The sequence below is a fragment of the Methanovulcanius yangii genome (assembly GCF_018687785.1).
In the GTDB taxonomy this organism is placed as follows: domain Archaea; phylum Halobacteriota; class Methanomicrobia; order Methanomicrobiales; family Methanomicrobiaceae; genus Methanovulcanius; species Methanovulcanius yangii.
In genome coordinates, this window is sequence record NZ_LTBL01000001.1 from 716,766 (window position 1) to 743,530 (window position 26,765).

28 protein-coding genes, 1 tRNA gene and 1 rRNA gene are annotated in these 26,765 nt (G+C 59.3%); 10 read left to right on the forward strand and 20 right to left on the reverse strand.

Annotated elements, in window-relative coordinates; genetic code table 11:
• Positions 1 to 89: 89 nt before the first annotated feature.
• The 5 genes from AZH53_RS03645 to AZH53_RS03665 form a co-directional block, all read right to left on the reverse strand.
• A tRNA-Ala gene (locus tag AZH53_RS03645) sits at positions 90 to 162 on the reverse strand.
• A 67-nt stretch (positions 163 to 229) separates the two neighbouring features.
• Positions 230 to 1,697: ribosomal RNA gene (locus AZH53_RS03650) — 16S ribosomal RNA — on the reverse strand.
• 874 nt (positions 1,698 to 2,571) lie between these two features.
• On the reverse strand, positions 2,572 to 3,297 hold the full coding sequence (locus tag AZH53_RS03655; RefSeq protein WP_319642181.1) for a ScpA family protein: 726 nt from the start codon (positions 3,295 to 3,297) through the stop codon (positions 2,572 to 2,574).
• Positions 3,290 to 6,724, reverse strand: coding sequence for a chromosome segregation protein SMC (gene smc, locus AZH53_RS03660; protein WP_319642182.1), 3,435 nt, complete (start codon positions 6,722 to 6,724; stop codon positions 3,290 to 3,292). The genes AZH53_RS03655 and smc overlap by 8 nt, the downstream gene beginning before the upstream one ends.
• 15 nt (positions 6,725 to 6,739) lie before the next feature.
• On the reverse strand, positions 6,740 to 7,216 hold the full coding sequence (locus AZH53_RS03665; protein ID WP_319642183.1) for a DUF7518 family protein: 477 nt from the start codon (positions 7,214 to 7,216) through the stop codon (positions 6,740 to 6,742).
• Between the two features lie 235 nt (positions 7,217 to 7,451).
• Between AZH53_RS03665 and glyA the strand changes: the two genes are divergently transcribed.
• Genes glyA through cofE form a run of 4 tightly spaced genes read left to right on the forward strand, consistent with a single transcriptional unit; the run spans position 7,452 to position 11,144 of the window.
• On the forward strand, positions 7,452 to 8,699 hold the full coding sequence (gene glyA, locus AZH53_RS03670; protein ID WP_319642184.1) for a serine hydroxymethyltransferase: 1,248 nt from the start codon (positions 7,452 to 7,454) through the stop codon (positions 8,697 to 8,699).
• Entirely contained in the window at positions 8,693 to 9,526 is an 834-nt protein-coding gene (gene folD / locus AZH53_RS03675; RefSeq protein ID WP_319642185.1) for a bifunctional methylenetetrahydrofolate dehydrogenase/methenyltetrahydrofolate cyclohydrolase FolD, read from the forward strand. The genes glyA and folD overlap by 7 nt, the downstream gene beginning before the upstream one ends.
• On the forward strand, positions 9,520 to 10,344 hold the full coding sequence (gene folP, locus AZH53_RS03680) for a dihydropteroate synthase (protein WP_319642186.1): 825 nt from the start codon (positions 9,520 to 9,522) through the stop codon (positions 10,342 to 10,344). Before folD ends, folP begins: the two co-directional genes overlap by 7 nt.
• Positions 10,341 to 11,144, forward strand: coding sequence for a coenzyme F420-0:L-glutamate ligase (gene cofE / locus AZH53_RS03685; protein WP_319642187.1), 804 nt, complete (start codon positions 10,341 to 10,343; stop codon positions 11,142 to 11,144). The genes folP and cofE overlap by 4 nt, the downstream gene beginning before the upstream one ends.
• Here the strand turns inward: cofE and cofC are convergent.
• The 9 genes from cofC to AZH53_RS03730 are packed head-to-tail and all read right to left on the reverse strand — an operon-like array spanning position 11,073 to position 16,321.
• A complete protein-coding gene (cofC, locus tag AZH53_RS03690) occupies positions 11,073 to 11,708 on the reverse strand; it encodes a 2-phospho-L-lactate guanylyltransferase (protein WP_319642188.1) in 636 nt (211 codons plus the stop codon). The genes cofE and cofC overlap by 72 nt on opposite strands.
• Positions 11,709 to 11,761: 53 nt before the next feature.
• Positions 11,762 to 12,064, reverse strand: a complete 303-nt coding sequence (locus AZH53_RS03695) for a ferredoxin-thioredoxin reductase catalytic domain-containing protein (RefSeq protein WP_319642189.1) — start codon at positions 12,062 to 12,064, stop codon at positions 11,762 to 11,764.
• 8 nt (positions 12,065 to 12,072) lie between these two features.
• Positions 12,073 to 12,768: a phosphoribosylformylglycinamidine synthase I gene (purQ, locus tag AZH53_RS03700; protein WP_319642190.1), complete on the reverse strand. Its 696-nt coding sequence runs from the start codon at positions 12,766 to 12,768 to the stop codon at positions 12,073 to 12,075.
• Entirely contained in the window at positions 12,765 to 13,010 is a 246-nt protein-coding gene (gene purS, locus AZH53_RS03705) for a phosphoribosylformylglycinamidine synthase subunit PurS (protein WP_319642191.1), read from the reverse strand. The genes purQ and purS overlap by 4 nt, the downstream gene beginning before the upstream one ends.
• The gene (purC, locus tag AZH53_RS03710; RefSeq protein ID WP_319642192.1) at positions 13,007 to 13,732 is read right to left on the reverse strand and encodes a phosphoribosylaminoimidazolesuccinocarboxamide synthase; all 726 of its coding nucleotides are present in this window, start codon (positions 13,730 to 13,732) and stop codon (positions 13,007 to 13,009) included. Before purC ends, purS begins: the two co-directional genes overlap by 4 nt.
• Positions 13,729 to 14,742 (reverse strand): 7,8-didemethyl-8-hydroxy-5-deazariboflavin synthase subunit CofG, encoded by a 1,014-nt coding sequence (gene cofG / locus AZH53_RS03715; RefSeq protein ID WP_319643636.1) that lies wholly within the window; start codon positions 14,740 to 14,742, stop codon positions 13,729 to 13,731. Before cofG ends, purC begins: the two co-directional genes overlap by 4 nt.
• Before the next feature lie 58 nt (positions 14,743 to 14,800).
• Positions 14,801 to 15,802, reverse strand: coding sequence for a flap endonuclease-1 (gene fen, locus AZH53_RS03720; RefSeq protein WP_319642193.1), 1,002 nt, complete (start codon positions 15,800 to 15,802; stop codon positions 14,801 to 14,803).
• 25 nt (positions 15,803 to 15,827) lie between these two features.
• Positions 15,828 to 16,142, reverse strand: a complete 315-nt coding sequence (locus AZH53_RS03725) for a hypothetical protein (RefSeq protein WP_319642194.1) — start codon at positions 16,140 to 16,142, stop codon at positions 15,828 to 15,830.
• Positions 16,143 to 16,177: 35 nt separating this feature from the next.
• On the reverse strand, positions 16,178 to 16,321 hold the full coding sequence (locus AZH53_RS03730) for a hypothetical protein (protein ID WP_319642195.1): 144 nt from the start codon (positions 16,319 to 16,321) through the stop codon (positions 16,178 to 16,180).
• A 23-nt stretch (positions 16,322 to 16,344) separates the two neighbouring features.
• Between AZH53_RS03730 and AZH53_RS03735 the strand changes: the two genes are divergently transcribed.
• Entirely contained in the window at positions 16,345 to 17,268 is a 924-nt protein-coding gene (locus AZH53_RS03735) for a presenilin family intramembrane aspartyl protease PSH (RefSeq protein ID WP_319642196.1), read from the forward strand.
• On the opposite strand, the gene AZH53_RS03740 is transcribed toward AZH53_RS03735, so the two are convergent.
• The gene (locus AZH53_RS03740; RefSeq protein ID WP_319642197.1) at positions 17,207 to 18,181 is read right to left on the reverse strand and encodes an NOG1 family protein; all 975 of its coding nucleotides are present in this window, start codon (positions 18,179 to 18,181) and stop codon (positions 17,207 to 17,209) included. The two genes, AZH53_RS03735 and AZH53_RS03740, sit on opposite strands and share 62 nt — an antisense overlap.
• Positions 18,182 to 18,228: 47 nt before the next feature.
• Here AZH53_RS03740 and AZH53_RS03745 point away from each other — a divergent pair, with 47 nt between their 5' ends.
• Entirely contained in the window at positions 18,229 to 19,107 is an 879-nt protein-coding gene (locus AZH53_RS03745) for a CBS domain-containing protein (RefSeq protein ID WP_319642198.1), read from the forward strand.
• Between the two features lie 81 nt (positions 19,108 to 19,188).
• Positions 19,189 to 19,443: a PRC-barrel domain-containing protein gene (locus AZH53_RS03750; RefSeq protein WP_319642199.1), complete on the forward strand. Its 255-nt coding sequence runs from the start codon at positions 19,189 to 19,191 to the stop codon at positions 19,441 to 19,443.
• On the opposite strand, the gene AZH53_RS03755 is transcribed toward AZH53_RS03750, so the two are convergent.
• The 5 genes from AZH53_RS03755 to AZH53_RS03775 form a co-directional block, all read right to left on the reverse strand.
• Positions 19,432 to 20,139 (reverse strand): phosphoglycolate phosphatase, encoded by a 708-nt coding sequence (locus AZH53_RS03755; RefSeq protein WP_319642200.1) that lies wholly within the window; start codon positions 20,137 to 20,139, stop codon positions 19,432 to 19,434. The two genes, AZH53_RS03750 and AZH53_RS03755, sit on opposite strands and share 12 nt — an antisense overlap.
• Before the next feature lie 29 nt (positions 20,140 to 20,168).
• On the reverse strand, positions 20,169 to 21,143 hold the full coding sequence (gene radA / locus AZH53_RS03760) for a DNA repair and recombination protein RadA (RefSeq protein WP_319642201.1): 975 nt from the start codon (positions 21,141 to 21,143) through the stop codon (positions 20,169 to 20,171).
• Positions 21,144 to 21,240: 97 nt separating this feature from the next.
• On the reverse strand, positions 21,241 to 22,608 hold the full coding sequence (locus AZH53_RS03765) for a hypothetical protein (RefSeq protein ID WP_319642202.1): 1,368 nt from the start codon (positions 22,606 to 22,608) through the stop codon (positions 21,241 to 21,243).
• Positions 22,609 to 22,630: 22 nt separating this feature from the next.
• Positions 22,631 to 23,923: a diaminopimelate decarboxylase gene (lysA, locus tag AZH53_RS03770; protein ID WP_319643637.1), complete on the reverse strand. Its 1,293-nt coding sequence runs from the start codon at positions 23,921 to 23,923 to the stop codon at positions 22,631 to 22,633.
• A gap of 8 nt (positions 23,924 to 23,931) precedes the next feature.
• Positions 23,932 to 25,080, reverse strand: coding sequence for an LL-diaminopimelate aminotransferase (locus tag AZH53_RS03775; RefSeq protein WP_319643638.1), 1,149 nt, complete (start codon positions 25,078 to 25,080; stop codon positions 23,932 to 23,934).
• A gap of 119 nt (positions 25,081 to 25,199) precedes the next feature.
• Here AZH53_RS03775 and fdhD point away from each other — a divergent pair, with 119 nt between their 5' ends.
• From fdhD to AZH53_RS03790, 3 genes are read left to right on the forward strand one after another with little or no spacing between them, the layout of a single operon-like run.
• Entirely contained in the window at positions 25,200 to 25,964 is a 765-nt protein-coding gene (gene fdhD, locus AZH53_RS03780; protein ID WP_319642203.1) for a formate dehydrogenase accessory sulfurtransferase FdhD, read from the forward strand.
• A gap of 8 nt (positions 25,965 to 25,972) precedes the next feature.
• Positions 25,973 to 26,452 (forward strand): DUF1890 domain-containing protein, encoded by a 480-nt coding sequence (locus tag AZH53_RS03785; RefSeq protein ID WP_319642204.1) that lies wholly within the window; start codon positions 25,973 to 25,975, stop codon positions 26,450 to 26,452.
• Positions 26,440 to 26,727: a DUF1894 domain-containing protein gene (locus AZH53_RS03790; RefSeq protein ID WP_319642205.1), complete on the forward strand. Its 288-nt coding sequence runs from the start codon at positions 26,440 to 26,442 to the stop codon at positions 26,725 to 26,727. The genes AZH53_RS03785 and AZH53_RS03790 overlap by 13 nt, the downstream gene beginning before the upstream one ends.
• Positions 26,728 to 26,765 lie beyond the last annotated feature (38 nt).

Consider the following 26,765-nt stretch of genomic DNA (forward strand, 5'->3'; position numbering starts at 1 on the left):
TCTTTTGGACTCTCGGTCCTTCCCCGGGGACTCACGTCTCCGGGTGCATTGGAAGCGGGTTTCACAAGAGTATTGTGGAACCTGCTTGATGGACTTAAGGGGATTTGAACCCCTGGCCTCGGCGTTGCAAACGCCGCGCTCTTCCAGCTGAGCTATAAGCCCACAGCTTCCGTTGTTGACACCGGCAATTTTACGTTCTGTTTAGCAACCGCATCCCCTTGATTTCTTTAGGAGGTGATCCAGCCGCAGATTCCCCTACGGCTACCTTGTTACGACTTAACCCCCCTTGCGAAACCTAGATTCGACCACGGCAACGACCATGGCCTCATCCAAACCTCACTCGGGTGGTTTGACGGGCGGTGTGTGCAAGGAGCAGGGACGCATTCACCGCGCTATTTTGAAACGCGATTACTACGGATTCCAGCTTCATGTGGGCGAGTTGCAGCCCACAATCCGAACTTAGAACAGGTTTAAGAGATTACCTTCACCTTTCGGTGTCGGGGCCCATTGTCCTGCCCATTGTAGCCCGCGTGTAGCCCGGATAATTCGGGGCATGCTGACCTACCGTTGCCCATTCCTTCCTCCTCTTTAGCAGAGGCGGTCCCAACAGTGTCCCCACCGACCCGGAGGTCGTGCTGGCAACTGTTGGCGTGGGTCTCGCTCGTTGCCTGACTTAACAGGATGCTTCACAGTACGAACTGACGACGGCCATGCACCTCCTCTCAGCTAGTCAAACAGAGTCTTCAGCCCGGTTATCATTCCGCTGTCCTATCCGGTGAGCTGTCCGGCGTTGAGTCCAATTAAACCGCAGGCTCCACCCGTTGTGGTGCTCCCCCGCCAATTCCTTTAAGTTTCAGCCTTGCGACCGTACTTCCCAGGCGGCACGTTTCACGGTTTCCCTTCGGCACCCCGGTGACTCGTGGTCACCAGTACACCTAACGCGCATCGTTTACGGCTGGGACTACCCGGGTATCTAATCCGGTTCGCTCCCCCAGCTTTCGTCCCTCACTGTCGGAGCCGTTCTGGTGAGACGCCTTCGCCACAGGTGGTCCCCCGGGGATTACAGGATTTCACTCCTACCCCCGGAGTACCTCTCACCTCTCCCGGTCCCTAGACTCCCAGTATCTCTTAGACGCCTCCTGGTTAAGCCAGGAGATTTCCCAAGAGACTTAAGAGTCCAGCTACGGACGCTTTAAGCCCAATAAAAGTGGCCACCACTCGAGCCGCCGGTATTACCGCGGCGGCTGGCACCGGTCTTGCCCGGCCCTTTCTTCAGGTGCGTTTTAAACACCTGGACAGCCCGCGTATACGGGCACTCGGGGTTCCCTTATCACAGTTTCCTGCATTGTAAAGTTTTCGCGCCTGCTGCGCCCCGTAGGGCCTGGAATCGTGTCTCAGATTCCATCTCCGGGCTCTTGCTCCCACAACCCGTATCGATTACAGGCTTGTTGGGCCGTTACCCCAACAACAACCTAATCGACCGCAGATCCATCCTAAGGCGCCGGAGCTTTGAGTTATGATGCATTCCAGCATCCATAACCTATGGAGTATTATCCCCAGTTTCCCGGGGTTATGCTCCACCTTAGGGCAGGTTATCCACGTGTTACTGAGCAGTCCGCCGAGGGTCTGAACCCTCTCGACTCGCATGGCTTAATCGAACCCCGATAGCAGTGGCCTCTGGCAGGATCAACCAGAATTGTTTTTGAAGTAGCTTCATGCAAGATTCTTGCATTCAGTGGTCTTCGGCACACATGCCTTATCGGCTTTATATTTGGAACCATTTCTGCTCATCATCGTGATGATGGCATTCCATGGTAAAAGGAATTAGCGGTTACTAAACAGATTTCCGCATTGCCAGTGCCAACGTCAGAACCGACACTCCCCACCGGAGCGGTTTCGGTTCCCCATCAAAACATCGGATTACAATATTAGTTTCGAGAGGTAATAAACCCATCGAAACCGCTTGCATCCGACGCCGGAAGCCTTCCTGCAGAGCGGCGATTGCCACCCTGCAGAGGTATTTCCTTTGTAGTGCTAATGGCGTATTTCGGGCACCGTTTTTTCAACGGAGCATTTTGCACCCGTTTTGTGCCCGAACCATTCGACCTAACAAGGTTGTCTTCAGAGGATATAAACCCTTCGAATCGTTTTGTTCGGCCGACGTCCGCACCCGGAGAACCGGACAGACATCCGGTTTCGCGGTTGCGGTTCGCCACGATTGCAATGTTCGTTCTTGGCGCGGATACGCACAAACGGAGCGCGTTGCGCCCGTTTTCGTCCCGAACCATTCGACCTAACAACATGGTATCCGGAGTGATATAAAGGTTATGAAACAAGAATTATCGTGACCCGTTCGCAGAAATACGGCCAATAATAACTCAATTCATAATTAAAAGCCTAATAACACCATTTTTCAAATTCACCGACAGTTTTCACCATCAAAATCCCCTCAAAAATCGCCCAAAACTACCGTCGAAAGGGGACGGCCACGCATGCCCTCACGCATAAAAAAATATCAAAAATATCTTCGATACCGCACAATACTCGTTAAATTTAAAATTGATGCGCATATCAGTCTTCAAATGCGTCTGCGCGCCACCGTGAGACGTAAATATCCCCAAAAAATTCTTCCTGCCAGATCATCAGGCGTCCCTCAAGCATGAGAAAGAGGAGCGGAAGATAGACGTCGCGCACATCCTTCCCCATGCTGCCGCTGAGCGCATGCAGGGTGGTCACTGCCTCCCCCGCACCTTCGATGCGCTCAAAAGACGTATACACGGTCTCGGTGACATCCTGAAAGTCCTCCTCGTGCGCCACACTGACGATATCGTCCGCCTCCAGCAGGAGGTCCGGTACCGCACTCTTGCGCCTCGTCCTCCGCCGCTCCATCTTCTCTGCGGTCTTGAGCTCTTTTATCAGCTCATAGAGGGTTACCGGCCGGCGCCGTTTCCCTTTCCGCCCCACGCGGCGCCGGATCTCCCGCTCGAGACGTTCGATCGGTTCCGAAAGATCCTCGAAGGTGGAATCCGACCCAAATCCGAAGTCGTCATCAAAGAAGGATTCCTCCTCGAATTCAACCTCATCTGCCACCTCGACCTCTTCGAGATACTCGGATTTCATCCGCAAAAGCGTCGATGCAAAAAAGAGAGTCCTGCCTGAGATGCGCAGATCGAGCTCCTTCATCCGCTCGAGCTCACCGAGGAAACGGTCCGTCACCTCGACGATATCGATATTCCACGGGTCAATCTCCCCCGACTCGGCCATGCCGACAAGAATTTCAACCGGTTCCTCATGCATTGCTCTTAACACCGGTCACGTAGGTGGACTTGTCCGGACGCGTCGTCACCCCGATGATACGGTCAGCCCGCTCAATCGTCGGCTTTCGCAGCGAGACACATATCGACTGGGCATCCCCCGAGAGTTCCTGGATCATCGTTGAAACGCGCTCCACATTCGACCCGTCCAGCATCATATCGATCTCATCGAGCGCGTAGAATGGGGCCGGCATGTGCTGCTGAATCGAGAAGATGAACGCAAGCGTCGTCAGGGACTTCTCCCCACCCGAGAGGGAGGAGAGAAGGTGAACCTTTTTTCCCCGCGGCTGAACGGCAAAAGTCATGCCGCCTGCAAAGGGGTCGTCGTCGTTATCGAGGACAAGGCTCCCGGACCCGCTCGTCAGCCGTGCAAAGATCTTCTGGAAATTCTCATCGATCGCCGTGTACGAATCCATGAACGAATCGAACTTCATCTTTTCATAGTGCTCGATACGCTCGATGAGCATCGTGCGTTCCCTTGACAGGACGTCCTTCTTCTCGGTCCGCTCGGCCGCACGCTTCTCGACGCGTTCATACTCCTCGATTGCGAGCATGTTCACCGCACCGATGCGCTTCATCGCCCGCTCCGCGTTCTCCATCCCGGCCTCGATCTCGTCGAGGGAGAGATCGGTGGTAGCCTCGCCCACTTCCTCCCTGAGCCGTTCGATCTCTTCCAGAACCGCGATCTTCCGGTCGTTCAGGGAGCCGACCTGGAGCCGAATCTGCCCCATCGTCGTCTCGATCTCCAGAATCGAATGATCGATTGCGCGGATCTCCGCCAGATGGCCGTCGTGGATCTCCTGAAGACGGGTGATCTCCGCGGAGAAGGACTGCTGCCGCGTCTCCAACTCGGCAATCTCCGTCGTCTTCGACTCGATCGTCGCCCGGGCCGCCTGGATCTCCACATCGATCTCCCGGTTCCGCACCTCGAGTTTCTCCCTCGCCTGCACAAATTCCTCGAGACGGTTCTTGTAGTGCTGCCGTTCCCGCTGGGTGTCGTTGAGGTCCGCTTCCTTGTTGCTGATGCGCCGGTCGAGATCCTCAAGGGACTTCATGAGACGCTCGCGCTCTTCGGAGAGACGGGGGATCTGTGTATCGCCGAGACGGGACTTCAGACCGCCAATCTCCTTCTCCACACCCGCGATCTCGTCGTTCGCCGCGGCAATCTCCTCCTCGAGCTGTGCGAGGGTTCTGCCGCCCGCCGAGACGCCTGCGATCTCCTCCTGCCCCGCGATGATGCCCGCCTGCTCCTCTCCAAGCGACGCAACCCTCTTGCGGTACTCCTCCAGAAGCATCCTATAGCGGGCCATCTCGTCCTCGATCGCCGTCCGCTGACGACGTGCCTCCTCCGCCTCCGCGGTGTAGCGTTCGACCGCGGATCCCAGGTCGGCGAGCTCTCCCTGCAGTGCGGCTATGGCCGATGCCAGCCGGGCGACCTCGTCGCCGACGGCGACCCCGAACCCGCCGGCCTTCTGCCGCCGGGAACCGCCCGTCATCGCACCGCCCTTCTCCACGAGATCGCCTTCAAGGGTGACCATGCGGTACTCGCCCATCATGCTGCGGGCCACATCGAGCCGGTCGATGACGACGGTGGCTGCGAAGACCTGCCGGAAGACCGGGTCGAAGAGCGGGTCATACTCCAGGAGATTGACCGCATAATCAATGACGCGGGAGTTCTTCAGGGGCGGAATGGCAGGGGCCTTCAGCTTGTTGAGCGGCAGGAAGGTCATCCTCCCGAGGCGGTTCTCTTTCAGGTACGCAATCGCCTCGGCTGCGATCCTGTCCGTTTCGACCACCACATAGTTCAGGCGGCCGCCTGCGGCGATGTCCAGCGCCGTCGCATACTCGGGAGGCGCCTTTCCCAGCTGGGCGACCGTCCCGTAGACACCGTCCATCCCGAGGATCGCCTCGAGCGCCTTCCCGCCCGCACCGCTCACCTGCTGCTGCGCCTCGAGGCGCATCAGGTCGCGTTCCTTCGAACGGATCTGCTCCCGCACCTTCTCGAGTTCGGACCGGTTCGCAAAAAGCGTGCTTTCTGCCCGCGAAACGTGCTGGCTATGGGCATCCTTCTCCTTCTCGAGACCCGCGATGAGGGCCTCATACTCGGCGCACTGCCGTTCCTTCTCCTCGATCTCCCGTTCGATCTGGACGAGCCGCCGGTTCATCCGTTCGTGCTCCGAGGTGCGCAGGCGGCTGCGTTCGATCATCAGATCACGCTCACCGATCAGTTCGGAACGACGGTTCTTCAGCTCGGAGATGGTATTCTGGAGGGCAAAGAGCTGGTCACGGGCACCCGCCACCTCGTCGCTCTCCGTCCCGAGGGTCTTCTCGACAATATCGAGGTCGGCCTTCAGGCCCGCACGCTCCATATTGAGATTCGACCGGTCGATGGAGAGGTCGCGAATCGCATTCGAACACTCTCCGATACGCTCGTCGGCACGCTTCGCGTTGGTGTAGAGGGTATGAACCTCCTCAAGGTTCGAGGACTTTTCATAGTTCTTGCGGCCGATAGACTCTTCCGAGGCCTTGATCTCGCCGCGAGCGGATTCGATATCCTGCAGGAGCTGCAGGTATTCACTCCCGCTCTTCCGGTGAATCTCTTCGGATATTTCGGCTATTTTGGCCTGAATCCTGCCGATCTCCCCATCCAGCTCCGATTTTTCGGCCGTCTTCTTCCCGAGATCCGCCTCGTGGCCGGCGATGATCTCGTGGAGGGAGCCCAGCTCACGCTCCCGTGCCGTCAGGAGCGCCACGGTCCGGCACTCTCGCAGGTGATCGAGCTTCTCCTGCCATTCGCGGTATTTTATCGCCTGCTCACGCTCTTTCTCGAGCTCGACGAGCCGCACCGAGAGTTCATTCAGGAGAAGTTCCTCGCGCTCGATGCGCTCACGGACGACCTCGAGCTCTCCGAGGGACTGCTCCTTTTTCTTGTCGAACTCGGCGACGCCTGCGATCTCATCGATGATCTTGCGCCGCTCGAAGTCCGTCATCTCGGTGATCCGGGTGACGTCCCCCTGCATCACCACATTATATCCCTCGGCCTTGATGCCGACCTTTGCAAGAAACTCGATGATGTCGCCCTGTTTGCAGAGACGATCGTTGAGGTAGTTATAGCTGTAATAGCCGTGCGGCGTCCGCTTGATGCGCCGCCTGACACGGGTCCCGTCCGAGAAGGTGATCTGGACCTCCGCAGTATTCCTGCCGGTATTGACGTTGATGAGGTCCGTCAGTTTTTCCGCCCGAAGACCGCGTGCGCTAGAGAGGGCAAGGCAAAAGAGGATACTATCGATGATGTTGCTCTTGCCCGAGCCATTCGGGCCCGATATGACGGTAAATCCCTCATAGAAGGGGATTTTTGTTTTTTTCCCGAAAGATTTGAAATTGTCTATTTCCAGCTCAGTGATGTACAACCAGCAGACTCCCGGTTATTTTTTCTTAATTTCCACCGAGTCATCCTCTTCGGCGTAAATCAGGGGCTTGGATTCCTCAGCCTGGCGATAGCCCTTCCCCGTGCGGGTATTCTTCACGCGGGGGCGTGCCCCGGCGACGATGAGGTCTTCATCGTTTGACCGCTCTTCGTAATCGAGCGTGCCGTCCGGCTGCATGATCTTGACTGCGTCATGGGGCCGCTTCCCGGACGCTGCTTCAGGGGCGGGTTTGCGGGCCGTAGGGGCCGGCTCGGGGGCAGGACGCGTTCGCCGCGGTGCCGCAGGACCAGGCTGGGATGCCGCCGACGCACCTTCGACGAGTTTCGATAGCTTGCGCACCTCTGCCTTCATGTCAAGAAGCTCTTCAGTCAGTCCCTTTACCATCCCTTCAAGCTCGTTGACACGGTTTGCCAGACGCTCGTCAACAGGCTCGGTTCGAACCACTTCAGTGATTTCCGGATTTTCCTTTAACATTTCGATCTCCCGGTCTTTTTCCTCAATAATATGCTTAAGTCGATTAATTTCCCTCTGATTTTGTGACATCGGCCCCTCACCTACTGAATCATTACGCCGAGTATCTAATAATTTTTATGTTCTTTCATTATTGATAGCGTTTCTGGGCGGATATTTCTGAAATCATCAGATATTTTATCTTTTTTCGCACCTTTGTGACAAGGTATATACTCTTATCTATCCAACTTGTGTGCATATGTCTAGTCTGGCCGAATCAGATCCAGAAGTATATGAAATCATTGAACTCGAACGTTCCCGTCAGGTGAACGGTCTTGAACTCATCGCTTCTGAAAATGTGGTTTCCAAGGCAGTACTCGAAGCTGTCGGTTCCATCATGACCAACAAATATGCAGAGGGGTACCCCGGGAAACGGTACTACGGCGGATGTCAGTACCATGACATGGTCGAAAACCTTGCACGCGACCGGCTCTGCAAACTTTTTGGCGCCGAACATGCGAACGTCCAGGCGGTCTCGGGAAGCCAGGCCAACCAGGCGGTTTACTTTGCCTACATGAAGCACAACGACGTCATGATGAGCCAGGACCTCTCGCAGGGCGGCCACCTGTCCCACGGTTCACCGGTCAACATCACCGGCAAGTGGTACTCGGTCTCCCACTACGGCGTCGACCACGAGACGGAGATGCTGGACTATGCGTCCATCGCCGAGCAGGCACGGAAAATAAAACCGAAGATGATCGTCTGCGGTGCGAGCGCCTACCCGCGTGAGATCGATTTCAAGGCATTCCAGGAGATCGCCGAGGACGTCGGTGCATACTGTATGGCCGACATCGCCCACATCGCGGGCCTCTGCGCCACCGGCGTGCACAACTCACCGGTGGGCGTCGTCAACTTCACCACCTCGACCACCCACAAGACCCTCCGCGGACCTCGCGGCGGTATCATTATGTGCAACGACGAGTATGCCGCCGACATCGACCGCTCGGTCTTCCCCGGCATGCAGGGCGGCCCCCTGATGCACGTCATCGCCGGTAAGGCGGTCTGTTTCCAGGAAGCCCTCCAGCCCTCCTTTACGGAATATGCAAAACAGGTCGTAAAAAACGCCCGGGCAATGGCGGAGACCCTCCTCGACGAAGGCTTCGACCTCGTCTCCGGCGGAACGGACAACCACCTCATCCTCCTCGACCTGACCAATATCGGACTGACCGGACTTGAGGCAGAGAACCTCCTCGGTGATGCCGGCATCACCGTCAATAAGAATACCATCCCCCGCGAGACCCGCAGTCCATTCGTGACCTCCGGTCTTCGCATCGGCACCCCCGCCGTCACCTCACGCGGCATGAAGGAAGACGAGATGAAACAGATCGCCCTCTTCATCGCCCGTGTCCTCAAGGACCCCGAGAACACGACCATGACTGCAGATGTCAAGGAAGAAGTTAAGGGTCTTGCCAGCGGATTCACCCTCTATCCGGATGAAGTATGTTAATTGATGGAAAAGGAATCTCAGTAAAGCGCCTTGCGGCACTCAAAGAGGAGATCGCCACTTCAGGATGTGTCCCCTGCCTTGCAACGGTCATCGTGGGGGCAGACCCGGCCTCCCAGATGTACGTGCGGATGAAGCACAAGGCCTGCGATGATGTCGGCGTCACCTCCGTTGGCGTCGAACTTCCCGAAGACGCCACCACCGAAGAGGTCGTGGCAGCAGTCGCCCACCTGAACGACGACCCGTCGGTCCACGGCATCCTCGTGCAGCTCCCGCTGCCGAAACAGATCGATACCGAGGCCGTCATCGAGGCCGTCTCTCCGGCAAAGGACGTCGACGGGTTCCACCCGGAAAATGTCGGCGCCCTCTTCTCCGGACGTCCGCGGTTCGTGCCGTGCACTCCCGGCGGAATCATGACGCTTCTTGCCGAGTATGCCATTCCGACCGCCGGCGCCCGTGCGGTCGTCGTCGGCCGCAGTGTCGATGTCGGGCGCCCGATGGCAGCACTCCTCATCAACGCCGATGCGACGGTGACCGTCTGCCACTCGCGGACAAAGAACCTCGAAGATGAGATGAAGGCGGCGGACATTTTGGTCAGCGCCATCGGCAAGGCCCGGTTCGTCACGAAGGATATGGTCAAACCAGGTGCCGTCGTCATCGACGTGGGCATCAACTATGACGACGATGGCAAACTCTGCGGCGACGTCGACTTCGACGCGGTTGCAGATGTCGCCTCCGCCATCACGCCGGTTCCGGGCGGGGTCGGCCCGATGACCATTGCGACGCTGATGGAGAACACCTTCGCCGCCGCAAAACGCCAGATATGTTGAAGTGTTTCGTCGGAACGGTGGGTATTGGCGGCGGCGACCCGGTACGCCTGATGGCCGTGATGAATGCCAGCCCCGAATCTTTTTTTTCTCATTCTTTTGTTCCCCGTGAAAAGCTCCGTGACACGGCATTCAGGTTTCTGGACGATGGCGCCGAGATCATCGACCTCGGAGCACGCTCGACGGCACCCGATGCCCCGCCCCTCAGTGCCGCCGAGGAGAAGGAGCGTCTCTGCGCATCATTAAAGGAACTGGCGGGGATCGGGCTCCCCGTCTCGGTCGACACGATGTTTCCCGACGTGCTCGATGCAGCCCTCCGGTATGACATCGACGCCATCAACGATATCCACGGCCTTGCAAACCCCGACTACGCCCGTATCGCCGGAGACGCAGGGCTGCCGGTCTTTCTGATGGCGTCCACCGCCGTGCCTGGCGACGCCGTCGGGGTTACCGCGACCCATGCGGCCTGCGAGACGGTCATCGACCGGGCGCACCGGGCGGGCATCACCGACATTATCCTCGACCCCGCCATCGGCCACTGGATACCCGAACGCACGATGGAAGACGACTGGGATCTCTGCCGGGCATTTTCCTCGTTTCAGGCCCATGGCTGCCCCCTCCTTGCGGCGGTCTCCCGCAAATCGTTCATCGGCGATCTCCTTGACACGCCACCGGAGGGGCGCCTTGCAGGAACGATGGCCGTCACCTACGACCTCCTCCTGCAGGGAGCATCCGTCGTCCGCACCCACGATGTACGCGAAACGGCAGACCTAATACGAATCTTTGAACACCTCAGGGAATCGAGGCAGAATATCACATGACGGACAATTTCTGTGTTTATGGGCTCACCACCGGCATCATCACCGCCGGTGACGATATCACACAGGCCATTCTCACCTCGGCTGAAACGGCCTGCGGCATCGAAGACGGGGACATCATCGTCATCGCAGAGAGCGCCCTTGCCTCTGCCGAAGGCGCCATCGTCTACCTCGACGATGTCACTCCTTCGGCCGAGGCAGAACGCCTCGCCGAAGAATACCGGATGGACCCGCGGGTCGTCGAGGTCGTCATCGGCCAGAGTGACGCCATCATCGGCGGCATACCGGGCTTTCTCCTGTGTCTTCGGGGGGGGACGCTCCTCCCGAACGCAGGCACCGACGGGTCGAACGCACCCCCGGGTGCGCTCGTCTGCCTTCCCGACGACCCGGACCAAAGCGCCGCCACCATTCGCGAGCGCATCCGTCGGGAGACGGGGAGGACCGTCGGCGTGCTCATCGCCGATTCACGAACCCATGCGATGCGCCTCGGGTGCGGCGGGGTCGCCATCGGATGTGCAGGGTTCGGCGCCGTCGAGGACGATGTCGGGCGAAACGATCTCTTCGGCCGGACGCTCGAGGTGACGAAACGTGCCATCGGGGACAACCTTGCATCCGCTGCAGAACTCGTGATGGGTGAAGCGGACGAATGCGTTCCGGCCGCGCTCATACGGGGGACGAATATCCCCATGACCGAAGAAAGAGGTGTCGAGACGATAGACGCGGCAGAGTGCCTATTCATGGGGGCTGCGCTGCACGCTGACCCGTCCCGTCTCAAGGGAAAGCCCGATACCGATACCCTGTAGATATCCCCTGCTCTCTCCTTTTCCGTGGAGAAGGATCTCCACCAGATCCTCCCGCTCGTCGATATCCGTCGACATGAAAAACGAATCGATCACCTCGACGGAGAGCCCCGCCGCCTCGGCGATCGCCATGTGATCGCAGAAACTTGCGCCGTAGAAATCGACCCGGTACCGGGAGGGTTCCCTGATGAAGATCACATTGGTCCCGCCGCCCCTCCCGGGGACGATGGCCACATCCGCCCCGGTTTCGATGACACGGCGGATAGATGCTGGCGTTGCGAGTGGAATATCCGACATGAAGATGAGGACCGGCCCTCCGGTGCAACGGGCAAGATAGTCATTGAGCGCCTCGTTGAGACCCTGTTCATCGATGTATGTCGCGGCCCCGGTATGACGAAAGTCCGTCGTGCAGAGGATGCACGGGCTGCACCCGGCCTCCCGGAGGGCACGGATCACATCGCCCAGCATGACGCGGGCAAAGGCCTCACGCTCCTGCTGATCCATGATGTCGGAAAGCCGCGTCTTCGGGTTTACCGGGCGAAATGGTATGATGGCGTCGACAGGCATTGGAGAGTCACCGTGATGGGGCTTTTCTGGAATTCACGTGTAAAAAATGAGACCTATTCATCCCTGAAGAAGAGCCGGCAGTGACAGTTCCCGTCGTTTGCCAGTTCATCTTCATGGAATATGCAGGGACAGATGATTTCCCTGTCCGTTTCCTCGTCACCGGTGCGCATCCTGCACGGACAGTATCGCTCGCCCAGGCGCACGGTATTTCGTGCCAGCCCCTTCAGGACAGCGTCGAGCTGTTTGTCGTTTGGGTTCAGGTGCCAGTCCTTCGAAGCAGCGTACTCCGCCGCCCATTCCCTGATGGACTTCTGGATGGCTTCTTCATCGGCTTTTTTGCTTTTTCCGGTCATCATTCACCTGCTTACTGATTCTCGATATGGGCAATCATCGACTCAAACAGGCGACGTCCGTCGTCCGAACCGAGGATGCCTTCCGCCGCCCGCTCGGGATGCGGCATCATTACAAGGACATTGCCGTCCTCTCCTAAAACACCTGTGATGTTGAGCTCGGACCCGTTCGGGTTGGACGCGGGGGTGCATTCGCCTGCCTCGTTGCAGAAGCGGAAGGCCACGCGTCCCTCGTCGAGGAGCTGCCTGCCCACGCCCGGCGGGACGACATACCGCCCCTCCTTGTGGGCAATCGGGATCCTGATGACCTCTCCTTTACGGTACTTCGTGGTGAAGGGAGAGGTGGCGTTCTCCACCTTCAGGTGGACCCACTCACAGATGAATTTCGGGTATTCGTTGGTCGTAAAGACCCCGGGGACGAGCCCGCTCTCGGCACCTATCTGAGCGCCGTTGCAGATGCCCAGGACCAGCCGTCCGGCACCTGCATGAGCGAGCACGTCCTGCATGATCGGCGTCCGCGTCGCAATCGCGCCGGCCCGCAGGTAGTCGCCGTACGAGAATCCACCGGGGATGATGACTGCATCGTACTCCCGGCCGATGCCTTCCTTGTACCATATCAGGTCGCAGTCCACGCCGCAGACATCGTGCACGACATGGTATGCGTCATGGTCACAGTTGCTTCCGCCAAACTGGAGTACTGCAAATCTCATTTCAGGACCTCAATCTCGTAGGAGTGAATGACCGGGTTTGCAAGCAGCCGCTCGCACATCTCCCCGGCACGAATGCGGGCGTCCGCTTCCGTCGGGACGTCCATCGTGATGGAGAACACCCGTGCGGTCGTAAGCGTTTCAGTCTCAAATCCAAGATTGGAGAGGGCATGCTGGATGGCCCGGGCCTCCGGGTCGAGCATGCCTTCCTTGAGTGATATGGTAATGTTTGCGGTAAAACTCATGCATTTCCTCCACGCATTTCATCGGTGATCCGTTCCACGACCCGTGCATAGGCCGACATCACATCGCCCTTGCCGAAGCGGTAGACGTCCTTGTCCAGCGACTCGCCGGTCTCCTGGTCCCAGAGGCGCATCGAGTCCATGCTGATCTCGTCGCCAAGGTAGATGCCGTTATCCGTCCGGCCGAACTCGATCTTGAAGTCAACGAGATCGATGCCAAGTTCGGCGAAGAACTCGGAGAGCAGGAGATTGATGCGAAGCGTCTGCTCGCGGACGAAGGCGAGCTCATCCGGCGTCAAAAAACCGAGCGCTATGATCAGGTCATCATTGATCGAGGGGTCGCCTGCGGCATCGTTCTTGTAGTCGGTGACGATGACCGGCGGGGAGAGCGGCTGCCCCTCGGTGAACGGGAATTTCTTCACGATGGACCCTGCCGCGATATTGCGGGCGATGACCTCAAGAGGGATCATCTTCAGTTCCCGTACGGCCATGGTCCGGTCGTCTTCCATCCCGAGATAGTGCGTCTGTATACCGTTCTTCTCGAGGTAATTGAAGAAGAAGGCGGAGACGCGGGCATTGTAGACACCCTTTCCTTCCAGCACATCCTTCTTCTCGCCATTGAACGCCGTGATGTCGTCCCGGAAGACGACGATCAGTACACCGGGGGTGTCCGAGCGGTACACCGATTTTGCCTTCCCCTGATACAGGAGTTCCCCTTTCTTCATAGCTCCTCTCCGTTTCTCTTCATCATTTGCATATTGCGTTCTTCAATCACTTCAGCAAGAGTTTTAATAAGCCCTTCGAGAGACGGGTCGTTCCACCCGCGGTCGATGAACCGCTGGTAGATGCAGAGGCGTTCCCTGAGCATATTTGTTCCGACAAGACCCTGCAGCTCTTCTATCTGCGGCCATGGATGTTCGGGATTGACGTAGTCGATCGTCACCGGGGAGACGCCCCCGAGATCATCCACGCCGCATTCGATGAGGTAGGCGGCATCGGCCAGATTCGGCGGGACCTGCACCATCACGTCATCGGGCAGGATTTCGCGGGCAAGCCGTATGATCCCGCACATTTCCTCAGTGCCCGGATAGGTGGCGGCCTCCATCGGGGTGCCTTCCTTCGGGCAGAAGTTCTGGATGATAACCTCCTGGATATGGCCGTAGCGCCGGTGCAGGTCGCGTATGACCTCCAGCGACTCCTCCCGGTCACGGGGAGTCTCCCCGATGCCTATCAGAAGCCCGGTCGTAAACGGTATCTTCAGCCGCCCGGCGTCCTCCATCATCGCGATGCGGACCTCGGGAGCCTTGCCCGGTGCCTTGCGGTGGGCGGGGATCTCGGCCGTCGTCTCCAGCATGAGCCCCATGCTGGCGTTGACGGTGCGGAAGCGCTCCAGCTCCTCGCGGGTGAGAATTCCCGCGTTCGTGTGTGGAAGCATCCCCGCATCGATGGCCGCCCGGCACATATCGTAACAGTAGTCGAGAATCGTCGCATAGCCGGTCGGTGCCAGTGCCGCGTCGAACCCCTCGACCATGCCGGGCTGTTCACCAAACGTAAAGAGAGCCTCGGTACATCCCATCGATGCGCTGTACCGGATGGTCTCCTCCACCACCGCCGGAGGCATGATGCAGCCCTCCTGCACCGGGGTGCGGAAACAGCAGTATCCGCACGTGTTCCGGCACACGGTCGTGAGCGGAAGAAACGCATTTCGTGAATAGGTGATCACCCGGGGGTGCATGATCATACATTTCAGCACCGGGGGTATTCAAGCTTCGGACAGATGCCGTCCGGGTGCTTTAGAACCAGTGATCCAGGGTCTTCTGCCCGCTGCCCGAGCGCATCTTCTCCAGGACGGCCTTTACGCGCACAGATGAGAAATCGTAGGTATTGCAGAGGAGATCGTGGATGCCGTCCTCGTCCGGCGTCCGCCATTCGACGGTATAATCCGTCGTCACCGGCGGTGTCCTGAAGAATTCGAATATCGGCTCCACATCCGTCTCCGGGGCCTTCTCCGCCATCGTCTCATCAAAGGTGCCGGCCCGGACGATCTTAAGCGCCGTCTTCGGTCCTATGCCCCTGATGCCCGTATTGAAGTCGGTGCCGATGAGAATGCCCATCCGGATAAGATCATCGCGGGTAATGGAAAGCCCGGCCAGCACCTCGGCAAGGACGATACGTTCGGGTTCGACCGAGATGGTCCGGCCGCGGATCTTCCGTTTTCCGCTCACGGTGAGATTGCGCACGAGCACCGGTACCCCGAAGAGGAGCGAGTCGTAGTCCTGGCTGACGGCATAGCTCACGTCCCCCCGCTGCGCCATGTATGCCGCCTGAGCCTCGCCCTCGGAGGGCGCGGTGAGATACGGGACGCCCATCAGGCGGAGAAGCTCCTGTGCGCCCTCGACCGTCTCCTTATCCAGCCGGGTCGCCGAACGGGCCTGTTTGTAGGCCTCCTTCTCATCGCCTGCCGCCAGTGCCTCCGACCATGCCTCCGCCGCCCGGCTCCGGGCAGCACGCCGCTCCTCGATCGTCCGCATCTTGAGGTCGGGCGGTTTTCCGTCGAAGACATACACCGGCCGGATACCCTTCTCCATGAGGGTCGCCGTCCGGAAGAAGAGGCCCGACAGGTGCGAGGTCACCCTCCCTTCGCGGTCCATCAGGGGCGTTCCGTCCGGTTGGCGGATGATGGTCAGAAACTGGTACAGTGCATTGTTCCCGTCAATTGCGGCGCTGCCCGCAAGGGCATCCCAGGAAACCGTCGTCTTGTAATCTGCGAGAATCTCGCGTAGTCCTACACCCATAAAAAATTGTGCGTGTATGGTATTTTCAGCGGTACACGCGACGCGAAAGTTCGGAAACGATCTGGTGAACCTCGGAGATCATCGTATCACACTTCTTATTCACCATCTGGTTGAGCTCGTCCAGGTTCATCCGCATGGTGCGTTCACGGGCACTCACGTTCTGGTCGAGCGCACGGATCTTCGTTCCGAGCGAAAGAAACAGCCCGCCCAGCGATGCCATCATGAGCGTGGCCGCCACCGCGAGGATGAGATCCTGCCATACCCGCAGGACGAGGACAAGCGTGGCAATGATCAGCACGATTGCAAGGATAATGTCGACAAGAGATTCCTGAATATCCATGATATGTCATGATGGCAAACCAGTAATTAATCTAACTATATCGAATCCGCACCCGTCCGGCACCGCACAGAACCGCTGCCGCCCGAATCGGACCGGACGGACGTGACAATGCCTGCAACCGGGGAAGAGACGGGGAGAAACGGGTCGAGAATAACCGGGCACCATATACGTTTATCCATATCCCGGTCAAGAAGTACCTCCAATGAGTGAAGAATCGGGGATTCGTTCCTATATCCCGCTGGCCGGCATGCTGCTCCTGCTGCTGGTGGTCCAGATATGTGCGCTTGCCGTCACCCCCCTCATGATCGGTGCCGGGTACGAGGCCTTCGAAGACCCGGATTCGGCCGCAAACCCGATATTTTTCATCGTGCTCCTGCTGATCTTCACCGCCGTTCTGCTCTGGCTCATCCGCAAGGGCAAAAAGAACGTCATCACGGCGATCATCGGTTTCTCCATCGTCTTCATCTTCCTCTATATTTACAGCGCCGTCTTCCTCTTCCTCCTCGGCCCCACTATCGCAGGATATCTGGCGACGGGTGTTGCGACCGTCCTTTCGACGGCCGTCCTCTACCTCTATCCCGAGTGGTATGTCATCGACGTAATGGGGGTGATCGTCTCGGCGGGGGCAGCATCGATCTTCGGCATCTCCCTCGGTATCCTGCCGGTCATCCTCCTCCTCGTGCTGCTCGCCGTCTACGACGCCATCTCGGTCTACCGGACGAAGCACATGATCGATCTCGCCGAAGGGGTGATCGCAACGAAGAGCCCCATTCTCGTCGTCGTTCCGAAGAGTGTGGGGTACTCGTACAGAAAAGAGGGAATCGCCATCCACAAGGAGAAGAACGAACGCGGGGCATTCATCATGGGCATGGGGGACCTCATCATGCCCTCCATCCTCGTCGTCTCCTCCTATGCCTTCCTCGAGGCCCCCTCAGTTTTCTGGACGCTCTCCCTCCCCACCATAGGCGCGATTGCGGGCAGCCTTGCCGGTCTTGTCGTCCTTATGCACTATGTCAATAAAGGGAATGTTCAGGCGGGTCTTCCGCTCCTGAACGGAGGAGTGATTACAGGGTTTCTTCTTGGCTGTATGCTGGCGGGGACCTGGGGCTGGCTGCCATATATCTGAGAAGGACTTCCACGACCTCCTCAATCCCCTCTTCTGTTGTCGTTGACATGTTCAGGTAGCCCTCCATCCCGGCGAGGTCGGATTTGCCCACCACCACTTCGACGGGGACGTCACCCACCACCCGGCGGACCTCCTCGAGAAGGGCGAGCTGTCTTTCCACCGGGTACCCGCAGGCCTCGCTCGCGTCGATGATGAAGAGAATGACATCGGCGACATTGGTGATCGCCGAGAGCGCCTGGTGCTCGATATAATTGCGCTCCTCTGCCGGACGATCGAGGATCCCGGGGGTATCCACGATCTGCATGCGCTCGCGTCCCACGTCCCGGTGTCCCACGACGACCTGCTTCGTGGTAAACGCGTATCCTGCGACCTCAGGTTCGGCGGACGATATCAGCCGGATGAAGGAGGACTTGCCGACGTTCGGGTATCCTGCGACGACCACGGTGAACTCGTCGCGGATATCGGGGAGTTTTCGCAGCACATCGCGGGCACTGTTCAGGAGGACGAGGTCGTCCTCCACCTGGTGCATGATGGAGGCCATGCGCCCGGTAGCGGCCTTTCGCAGGTTGGATGCATCATCCGGATTCGTTCGAATCCGCCATGCATAGTCGTTTCCGACCTCGCGGATGCGCCCTGCGGCCCATGTCAGGGCACCGAGGGACCGCCGCAGTTTGTCGATGGAAAAGAGGATGTTCGTCATCTCCTGATAGAAGATGGGCAGGTTCTCGAATGTCGGGAACCGGCGGACGGTGTCGTCCAGTTTGTCGTAAAGGGATTTCGACACCGAACGCACGAACTCCTCGTTTGCACGGACCTTGTTGCGCTTTTCTTTTTTGGCGGCCGCCGCTCTCTTGAGCGCACGCTCAAGGAGTTCATCGGCAGTCGGTATTGTCGGTATATGTTCAAATTCCACAGAAAGCACAACCCATTATTACTACAAATCGCTTATGATTAACCATTATGGATCTGTCGCCCATCCAGAAAGATATTCTCATCACCCTCATTGCCCTCTATCACCAGCATTCATCCCCCATCAAAGGCGAAGGCATTGCGGATATGCTCAAACGAAACCCGGGGACCGTGCGAAATCAGATGCAGGCCCTCAAGGCGCTGGGGCTTGTCGACGGGGTGCCGGGGCCGAAGGGCGGATATACGCCGACGTCCCTTGCCTACAAGGAACTCAATATCGCCGACTATGCAACCGATGCCCGGGTGCCGATACGCAGAGGCGATGACATCGTCCCGAGTGTGAACGTGACCGAGATAGATTTTACCACCCTCTGTCACCCCGATATCTGTCAGGCGGTCGTCAAACTCATCGGCAGCGTCAAGATGTTCCAGATCGGTGATCGGATCACCATCGGACCGTCGCCCGTGAACAAACTGCTGGTGCGAGGCGAGATATACGGGAAGGACGAAGTCTCCCAGTCGCTTCTCATCACGATCACCGAGATGATTTCGCTTCCCAAAAAGAAGATCAAACACTACATGTCGACGCCGGTCAAGAGCATACCTTCGACGGCCACCTTCCGGGAGGCGTTTGGCATTTTCACGAAGAACCGCATCCACGGGGCGCCGGTGATGGACGGGGAGAAGGTGGTGGGCATCGTCACCCTCTCGGACATCTCCCGCGGGATTGAGAACGGGATGGATCTTGCGACCCCGGTCACACGCGTGATGACCGTCAAGGTCGTCACCGCCCCGCCGGACATCAACCTCTACGAGGTGATCGGCAGATTCAAGGAGCAGTCCATCGGGCGACTTCTTATCATGAAGGACGACAAGCCCATCGGCATCCTCACCCAGTCGGACATCATCAGGGTCTTCCCTGCACTCTGATTGAAAAAATACCTTTTTTCAAACGGCCTTTTTTACCGAGATTGAAACAATTTAAATAGTATCAGGCCCTCCTTTTTTAATATGAGGAATACATTCTCCCGCAATCTCTCAAAGAAAAAAGTGATGAGTACGGATGGAATGGTGATTGGGACAATACGGAATATCATGGTCGATTTCAAGACCGGGGAAGTCACCGACCTTGTCGTCAAGCCTGAGCAGAACTTCGATACGTCCAGTTATGCCACCGAAGGGGACAAGCTCTTCATCCCGTTCGAGGCCGTCAAGGATATCCGGGATTATATCGTCGTCGACCGGTATCTCTCTTCACGCAAGTGAAGGAAATACCGACCTGACCGCTTCTATAAACCCATCCCCGTACTTTTCTTTCGTGACCCGGTCCGCCGCGTCCTTCACATCATCGCTCGCATTTGCGACCGCAACCCCGGTGCCCGCAAGCTCGATCATCTCCCGGTCATTGTGCGAGTCGCCGACCGCAAGGAAATCCCCCACATCAAGGCCCATGTCGCGGGCGACGCAGCCAAACGCAGTGCCTTTGCTGATGCCGTGTCCCTGGAGATGAATCGCAAAACCGGTGTCGAGCACACGCACGTCGAAGCCTGCAAGTGCGCGTTTCACCTCCTCCGGTTCCACCGTCCGGGCGAAGGCGACGTCGGCGAAACGATATTCCGGGCTGTAGAGCTCGAGCTCTACGCCTTGCCTGCCAAAATAGTGTTCAAGGTGGTGGAACGCGGCCCGGCAGAGCGCGATGTCCCCCAACACGCGCTCTTCACCGTGGAATCCGATCCTGTACAGCCCGCCGTTCTCGCAGATGACTGTCCCGTCGGTGCCGACCATCTTACAGAGGATTGTCAGCGAACAGATGGTATTGCCGCTTGCAAAGATGACCGGAATCCCGGCATCAACGAGATGCCGGATGCAGTCGACCGCACGGGTGTTCAGGCGCCGTCGTTCGTCGGTGAGTGTGCCGTCCAGGTCCGTGATGACCGCTTTGGGTTCCCGTTCCACATTCATCGTCAGTACATGTGTCAGGTATCTGATATTTAGATTGGTTTGAGACCGGTCAGATCGACCATGAACGCCGCCTCGCCGTCGGGGAGGCTCGGGCTGTCAACAAGTTTTGCCACCCGTTTGCCTCCCTTGCTCTTTCGCAGGTAGACACGGAACTTGGATGCGTGCCCGACGATGTTGCCGCCGACGGGTTTGGTCGGGTCGCCGAAGAAGACGGCCGGGTTTGACTGGACCTGATTGGTCACGAGGACGACGGCATTATGCTCCTCGGCCAGTTTGGCGAGATCGTACATGTGCTTGTTGAGCTTCTGCTGCCGGACGGAGAGCGTGCCCCGTCCCGAGTACTCCGCACGGAAGTGTGCCGTCAGCGAGTCGACGATGAACAGCCGGACAGGCTTGTCACTCGTCTTCAGTTCCCCGGCAAGCTCACGGGCGCTGTCGACGAGGAGCATCTGGTGGTCCGAGGTGTACCCCTTTGCGACATGGATGTGTTCGAGGATGGTCGCAAACGGCGGGTGCTCGATCTCCGGGGGGAGGCCATGTACCATCTGCTCGATACGCTCGGGCCGGAAGGTGTTCTCCGTGTCGATGTAGATGCACGAGCCGTTCAGACCGCCCTCCTCCTCGGAGAGCTGCACGTTGACCGCCATCTGGTGCGAGATCTGACTCTTTCCCGACCCGAACTCTCCGTAGAACTCGGTGATGGACTTCGTCTCCAGACCGCCGCCCATCAGGTCGTCGAAATCAGGGACGAGCGACTGAAGCTTGCGGACCTCCTTCCGCTCCTCCAGGACCACGGTCCCGGTCTTGAACCCGCCGATATCCGCCATCTTGCGGGCTTCCTTGATCATCTTCTTCGCCGTCGACTCGCCGATCTCCGCCGCTTCGGCGAGATCCGCGTAGGATGCGGTTGCGATCCCCTCGATGGTCGTGTATCCGCCGTCCCGCAGCTTGTCGGCGGTGGTGGGGCCGACACCTGGAAGGTCTTCAATATCTAGTTCCGGCATGCGTATGTACCTCTCATCAATTCAACTGGATAACCATTGCGAAAGTGGCTATAGGTCACTGCGCCGTGCGTCGTGAAAGTAAAAAAGGGAAAAATATTCAGCGGGAGCCGAGACGCCGGAGCCGCTCCTGGAGACCGACTACGTCCGGCGGCACCTCGCTCACCTCGTACGGAAGGATCATATCACCGTCGAGCATGCCCTCCACCACCACCTCCGCACCGGGGAGGAGTGCGGCGTCGCAGCGGTAGCAGGTCGTCCCGTCGTCGATGCACCGGCCTTCCGCCGTGTCGATGACCGTGCCGGTGATGCGGACTTCGACCGGTTCCCCGAGTGCGGATGCCGTATCGGCTGCGGGGTCCCATCCGGTATCATCCTCATCGCTTTCCCCATTTTCCCTGCCGGGCAGTCCGTCACCGGCCCTCTCCACCGCAAGAACGCTCCCCCAGCTGCCGTGCACCTCGAGATCCCCATAGCGGCCGCGTTTGACAATCGCGTTGTAAATGGCAAGCGGGGTGCCCTCGATAAGCTCCGTCTTTGCGTCCTCGCCCCAGAGGACGAGGTGCACCCTTCCGGTGTCCGTTTCCAGTTCCGCGTTGCGGACCCACGAGATGTCACCCTTGCGGGTGGTAAACTCCCGGACGGGGGCGGACGACCTGACGGAACCGGAAAGAGAGACGCAGTCCCCCTCGGTGATCGCATCCGCCTCATCATAACGGGGCATGAACGCCTCGTCGACAGGCACGACGGACCCCGCCCGCCCGAGCGAGTACTCGACGCCCTGGCTCCGATCGTTTCGCCGGACGCCGGTGAACCGGTACGACCTGCCGGGCGCAAGTCCCGCAGCGATGGCGGGGTCCCAGACGACGACGACCGCACACCCGTCATCACCGCCGACGACGACGTTCGTCTTCGTTCCGTCCGTCCCGTCCCGCCGGGTAAAGGTCTGTGTCGGTCCGACGGCCATGATACGGCCTGCGACCGACTCCTCGTCGGGCCCCGACGGGGAGAATCCGCCCGGCTCCCGCCGCGTGGGAATGTCGCATGCCGTCCGCTGCATGTCGAGCGCGAATACCTCGCCGCCCTCCCGCAGTTTGCCGACGATCTCAAGGACCTCACCCACCCGCATGTCCGCGATGGAGAGCGCCTGTTCGTCCCAGAGGACAAGCCAGACTTCCCCGGAAATGTCCCCAAGAAGGACCCTGCCGACCAGTCCCGGCGTCCCGTCCCTGCGCTCGAACTGCCGGGGTTCACGGAGCTCCAGCACCTTCCCGAAGAACGCAATACAGCTCGGTCCCGCCGCAAGATCGGCGATCTTCCGGTGGCTCCGCCCGGCGTTTCGAACGACGATCATGGCGGCCGTCCGCTCCTCGTAGATGCCGCCCGACTCCTCGATGACCCGGAAGACCTCCCGTTCGTACTCCTCCCACGGGATGAGATCATCGACCAGTGAAAAATGCGCCCGCATTGTCTTCACCGGAAAAAGAGGGTTATTTCTGCCATGGGAGTGATTCCATGGTCATCTTCAGGTCGATGATGGTCTCGGCCCGGCGCATGGGCGCTTCCATGCCGCCGTTGACCATGATCTCGGCGCACCGTGGCCGGCTGTTGTACTGGGATGACATGGAGAACCCGTACGCCCCGGTGTCGAGGAGGGCGATGACGTCGCCCGGCGCGACCTCGGGGAGGTCGCGGTCGTGGGCAAGGATGTCGCCGGTCTCGCAGATGGGGCCCGTGACCGTGCAGCGTCCCGCCGGTGCCAGCTCCGCCTTGTTCGCGACGATGACCTCGTGGTACGAGTCGTACATCACCGGGCGGGCGAGGAGATTGAATCCCGCGTCGACGTTCACGAAGGTCTTGTGCGTCGTCTTCACCGAGTTGACGCAGGTGAGAAGCACGGTGGAGTCGCCCATCAGGTTTCTCCCCGGCTCGACCCAGAACGCCGGCTTGATGCCCGCCTTCTCGATACCGTCCAAAAAGACCGGCATGACCGCATCCGCATACTCCTGTGGCGTGGGGGCGGCCTCGGTCGTGTGGTTGTAGGGGATGCCAAGCCCCCCGCCCATGTCGAGGAAGCGGAGGGTGACGCCGAGATCGGTGACCTCCTTTGCCACCTTCACGAGCACCTCGGCCTCCTTGGCAAACGGCGCCACATCGAGGATCTGTGAGCCGATGTGGCAGTGCAGCCCGACCGGCACGATGTTCGAGGCCTCGACGGCGGCACGGTATGCCTCCTTGATCTGCCCCGCGGGGATGCCAAACTTGCTCGTCGCAAGGCCCGTTGCGATCTTCGGGTGCGTCGGCACCTCCATTGCGGGATTCACCCTAAAGGAGCACTCGACGGTGGTGCCCATGGCCCGTGCAATCTCGTTGAGCTGCTTCATCTCGTCGATGGAGTCGAGCGAGACCCGGACGTTCTTCTGGACTGCAAGCTTCAGGTCCTCCGCCGTCTTCGAGCTCCCGTTGAAGAGGAGGTGTTCGGGGCGCATGCCTGCAACGAGGGCGAGATACAGCTCTCCCGCCGAGAAGACGTCAGCGCCCGCCCCCATGTCGGCAAAGACCCTGAGGACGGCAAGGTTCCCGTTTGCCTTTGCCGCATAGAGCATCTGTACCCGGTCGTAGTAGCCGGTGAGCGCCTCCCGGTATGCCATGAAGTTCGCCCGGATGCGCTGTTCGTCGGTCACGTAGAGGGGCGTTCCGTACTTCTTCGCAAGCGCCACGGTGTCGTGGCTCCCGATATGCAGGTGCCCCTCCTTCACCGTCAGGTGCGGCGGCAGGGTCATGGCGCCGTTCATAGGTCCATGCCCCGCATCCGCTCAATCGCCTCTTCGATACGCTCCACCGACCGGGTGATCGCAAAGCGGACATATCCGTCGCCGTAGGTGCCGAACCCGACACCCGGGGTGACGACGATGCCCGCTTCATCGAGCATCTTCGCCGCAAAGGCCATCGAATCGTCGACCTTCATCCAGACATAGAAGGTCGCCTTGGGGGCGGTCACGGAGAAGCCGAGATCAGAGAGTCCCGCAACAAGGGCGTCCCGGCGTTCCCGGTACACATCACACGATTGCGCGATGCAGTCCTGCGGGGAGGTCAGCGCGGTGATCGCCGCCCGCTGTATCGCATCGAAGGCACCGGAGTCGATGTTCGTCTTCACCCGGCCGAGGCCTGCGATGAGATCCGCGCCGCCGCATGCCATGCCGATTCTCCATCCGGTCATATTGTAGGTCTTCGAGAGGGAGTGCATCTCGATGGCGACCTCTTTTGCCCCGTCGGCCTCCAAAAAGGACGGCGCCCGGTAGCCGTCAAAGGAGATCTCCGAGTACGCGTTGTCGTGAATGACGACGATGTCATGCTCGCGGGCGAATTCGACGACTTCATTGAAGAACCCGAGGCCCGCAACCGCACCGGTCGGGTTGTTCGGGTAGTTCAGAAACATCAGCTTCGACCGGGCGAGGACCTCTGCCGGGATCGCCTCGAGGTCGGGCAAAAATCCGTTCTCCGCGGCAAGCGGCATCTCGTGAACCTTTCCTTCCGCAAAGAGCGTGGCGGTCTTGTACACCGGGTAGCCGGGGTCCGGTACGAGGACATAGTCACCGGGGTTGACGAATGCCTCGGGCACATGAGCGATCCCCTCCTTCGACCCGATGAGGGCGAGGATCTCGGTCTTCGGGTCGAGTTCGACGGAGAAGCGCTCCCTGTACCATGCGGCAACGGCCTCCCGGTACGAGAGCATACCGGTGTAATCAGGGTAATGATGCGTTGCCGGGTCGCGGGCTGCCGCCACGAGTGATTCGACGATATGGTCGGGCGTCGGGAGGTCCGGGTCGCCGACTCCGAGGTCGATCACATCGACTCCCTGGGCTCTCTTTGCCGCCTTCATGGCGTCTATTCTGGCAAAAAGATATGGTGGGAGGTTATCAAGGCGTTGTGCGTACATCATCCATTCATATAATGCGGACTTCCGATATAATGTCAACCCACGTGCCACGCACGGCCCCCGGTATATCTCAATAATTTATAGGGACGAAGAACGAATACACGCAGGAGGAAGACGCAATGCTCACCGTACGATATCCCGGAATTCGGGTCGAGGACGGAAATCCGGAGAAGATCTTTGATACTGTCATCCGGGAGGACCGGTTCAAAATCCACCTGAACAATTCCCTCCTGATAGAACAGGTCGCATCGAACGAGATGCTCAGGGAACTGGGTGCCGGGTTTGTGATCTGTGAGGGACTGGCGGAGACGGTCGAGTCGGTGGTCTCAACCGGAACGGAGATCTGGGTCGAGGCGGACGTGCGCAGATTCGCCGACCTGGAGATGCGGACCGGCGGAGGCCACGGCGTCAAACAGAACGTGCCACCGAGGGTGATCTCATCTCTTACCATGGCCCCGGACGCCGTCTATGCTGCAACAGCGGAGATCCATTCCGACACCTGGCAACAGACGGGGGGGGTCCACTGTTCGGTCCTCGTCCGGGAGGGGGGGGTTGTCGCAAAGAGCTGTGACATCGGACGGCACAACACCGTCGACAAGGTCGTGGGCGCCGCCGAACTCGCCGGCGTCGACCGTGGAGAATGCTGTCTCGGGTGCACCGGACGCCAGCCGTCCGGGATGGTCGGGAAAGTGGCGAACGCCGGCATCCCGATCCTCATCTCGCGGGCGGCCCCCACGGATAAGGGGATCCTCCTTGCAGAAGAGGCGAATGTCACCCTGATCAACTTTTCCCGGGGGAACCGGTTCACCATCTTCGCCCACCCGGAGCGGATCGAGGGCATCCTCCCCGGCATCCGGCACGACAAGACCATCGAATGGGGATGACACGACCTATGACAGACACTGACTTGAACAAACCACGAAACGCACTCATTCTCCTGGGATGCCCCCAGGTGCCAGTCCAGACGAGCATCGCCCTCTGGCTCTGTGCGGCCCTCAACCGCCGGAACATTCCCTGCCTCGTCGGCGGGACGCCCGCGGCGCGGTCGCTTCTGGAGGTCGCCGACCCGGACCATCATTACCTGACGGAGGTCGCCGATCTCGACACTGTCATCGAGGAGCTTGCCGGGGGAACGCGTACTGTCGACGCGGCCTTCGTCCTCGTCCACAACACAGCGGCGGTCGCCTACGCAGCGACGATGCAGGAGATCGCAGGAGGGACGACCTACGCCCTCCTCTTCGGCGAGGAGACCGAGACGCGGATGGCGGACCTGGAAGGCGTCGGCTGCCGGGTGATTGCCGCAAAGGGAAGCCACAATCCCCTGCCGCTGAAACGCAGGGTCCAGGAGGTGCTTGACACATGGGATGCATAGAAAAACTGGATTATGAAGTGATCATCCGCCACGCCTCCTTTCCCGAGGCGGCAAAGTATATCCGCGCCCACTGTGCGGAGGCATACGAGGTGCGGCCGGGGTTCAGGATATTCGACAAGGCGATCATCGGCATTCCGCCGGTCCTCATCGGCCTCGACGGGGATGTCGTCACCTTCCCCTTCACCAAACCCTGCCACGGGACCTTCCTCCTCCGCGTTTCGGACGGCGCAGAGGCGGCGATGATCCGCTCGAAGGCAAAACGCGTCAAACCCTAAAAATCCCCCATTTTTTGTTGCCCGCCGGGCGGCACCAA

Bases quoted from the DNA above. Each gene is read 5' to 3' on its own strand.
- AZH53_RS03655 (WP_319642181.1), bottom strand. From the start codon at position 3,297: ATGCATGAGGAACCGGTTGAAATTCTTGTCGGCATGGCCGAGTCGGGG.
- purC (WP_319642192.1), bottom strand. From the start codon at position 13,732: ATGAAGAAAGGGGAACTCCTGTATCAGGGGAAGGCAAAATCGGTGTAC.
- cofC (WP_319642188.1), bottom strand. From the start codon at position 11,708: ATGCCTGTCGACGCCATCATACCATTTCGCCCGGTAAACCCGAAGACG.
- purS (WP_319642191.1), bottom strand. From the start codon at position 13,010: ATGAGTTTTACCGCAAACATTACCATATCACTCAAGGAAGGCATGCTC.
- AZH53_RS03785 (WP_319642204.1), top strand. From the start codon at position 25,973: ATGACAGACACTGACTTGAACAAACCACGAAACGCACTCATTCTCCTG.
- AZH53_RS03725 (WP_319642194.1), bottom strand. From the start codon at position 16,142: ATGGATATTCAGGAATCTCTTGTCGACATTATCCTTGCAATCGTGCTG.
- fdhD (WP_319642203.1), top strand. From the start codon at position 25,200: ATGCTCACCGTACGATATCCCGGAATTCGGGTCGAGGACGGAAATCCG.
- AZH53_RS03730 (WP_319642195.1), bottom strand. From the start codon at position 16,321: ATGGATAAACGTATATGGTGCCCGGTTATTCTCGACCCGTTTCTCCCC.
- radA (WP_319642201.1), bottom strand. From the start codon at position 21,143: ATGCCGGAACTAGATATTGAAGACCTTCCAGGTGTCGGCCCCACCACC.
- folP (WP_319642186.1), top strand. From the start codon at position 9,520: ATGTTGAAGTGTTTCGTCGGAACGGTGGGTATTGGCGGCGGCGACCCG.
- AZH53_RS03755 (WP_319642200.1), bottom strand. From the start codon at position 20,139: ATGAATGTGGAACGGGAACCCAAAGCGGTCATCACGGACCTGGACGGC.
- AZH53_RS03775 (WP_319643638.1), bottom strand. From the start codon at position 25,080: ATGTACGCACAACGCCTTGATAACCTCCCACCATATCTTTTTGCCAGA.
- cofE (WP_319642187.1), top strand. From the start codon at position 10,341: ATGACGGACAATTTCTGTGTTTATGGGCTCACCACCGGCATCATCACC.
- AZH53_RS03665 (WP_319642183.1), bottom strand. From the start codon at position 7,216: ATGTTAAAGGAAAATCCGGAAATCACTGAAGTGGTTCGAACCGAGCCT.
- AZH53_RS03765 (WP_319642202.1), bottom strand. From the start codon at position 22,608: ATGCGGGCGCATTTTTCACTGGTCGATGATCTCATCCCGTGGGAGGAG.
- AZH53_RS03750 (WP_319642199.1), top strand. From the start codon at position 19,189: ATGAGGAATACATTCTCCCGCAATCTCTCAAAGAAAAAAGTGATGAGT.
- lysA (WP_319643637.1), bottom strand. From the start codon at position 23,923: ATGACCCTGCCGCCGCACCTGACGGTGAAGGAGGGGCACCTGCATATC.
- fen (WP_319642193.1), bottom strand. From the start codon at position 15,802: ATGGGTGTAGGACTACGCGAGATTCTCGCAGATTACAAGACGACGGTT.
- AZH53_RS03790 (WP_319642205.1), top strand. From the start codon at position 26,440: ATGGGATGCATAGAAAAACTGGATTATGAAGTGATCATCCGCCACGCC.
- folD (WP_319642185.1), top strand. From the start codon at position 8,693: ATGTTAATTGATGGAAAAGGAATCTCAGTAAAGCGCCTTGCGGCACTC.
- cofG (WP_319643636.1), bottom strand. From the start codon at position 14,742: ATGCACCCCCGGGTGATCACCTATTCACGAAATGCGTTTCTTCCGCTC.
- purQ (WP_319642190.1), bottom strand. From the start codon at position 12,768: ATGAGATTTGCAGTACTCCAGTTTGGCGGAAGCAACTGTGACCATGAC.
- AZH53_RS03735 (WP_319642196.1), top strand. From the start codon at position 16,345: ATGAGTGAAGAATCGGGGATTCGTTCCTATATCCCGCTGGCCGGCATG.
- AZH53_RS03695 (WP_319642189.1), bottom strand. From the start codon at position 12,064: ATGATGACCGGAAAAAGCAAAAAAGCCGATGAAGAAGCCATCCAGAAG.
- AZH53_RS03745 (WP_319642198.1), top strand. From the start codon at position 18,229: ATGGATCTGTCGCCCATCCAGAAAGATATTCTCATCACCCTCATTGCC.
- glyA (WP_319642184.1), top strand. From the start codon at position 7,452: ATGTCTAGTCTGGCCGAATCAGATCCAGAAGTATATGAAATCATTGAA.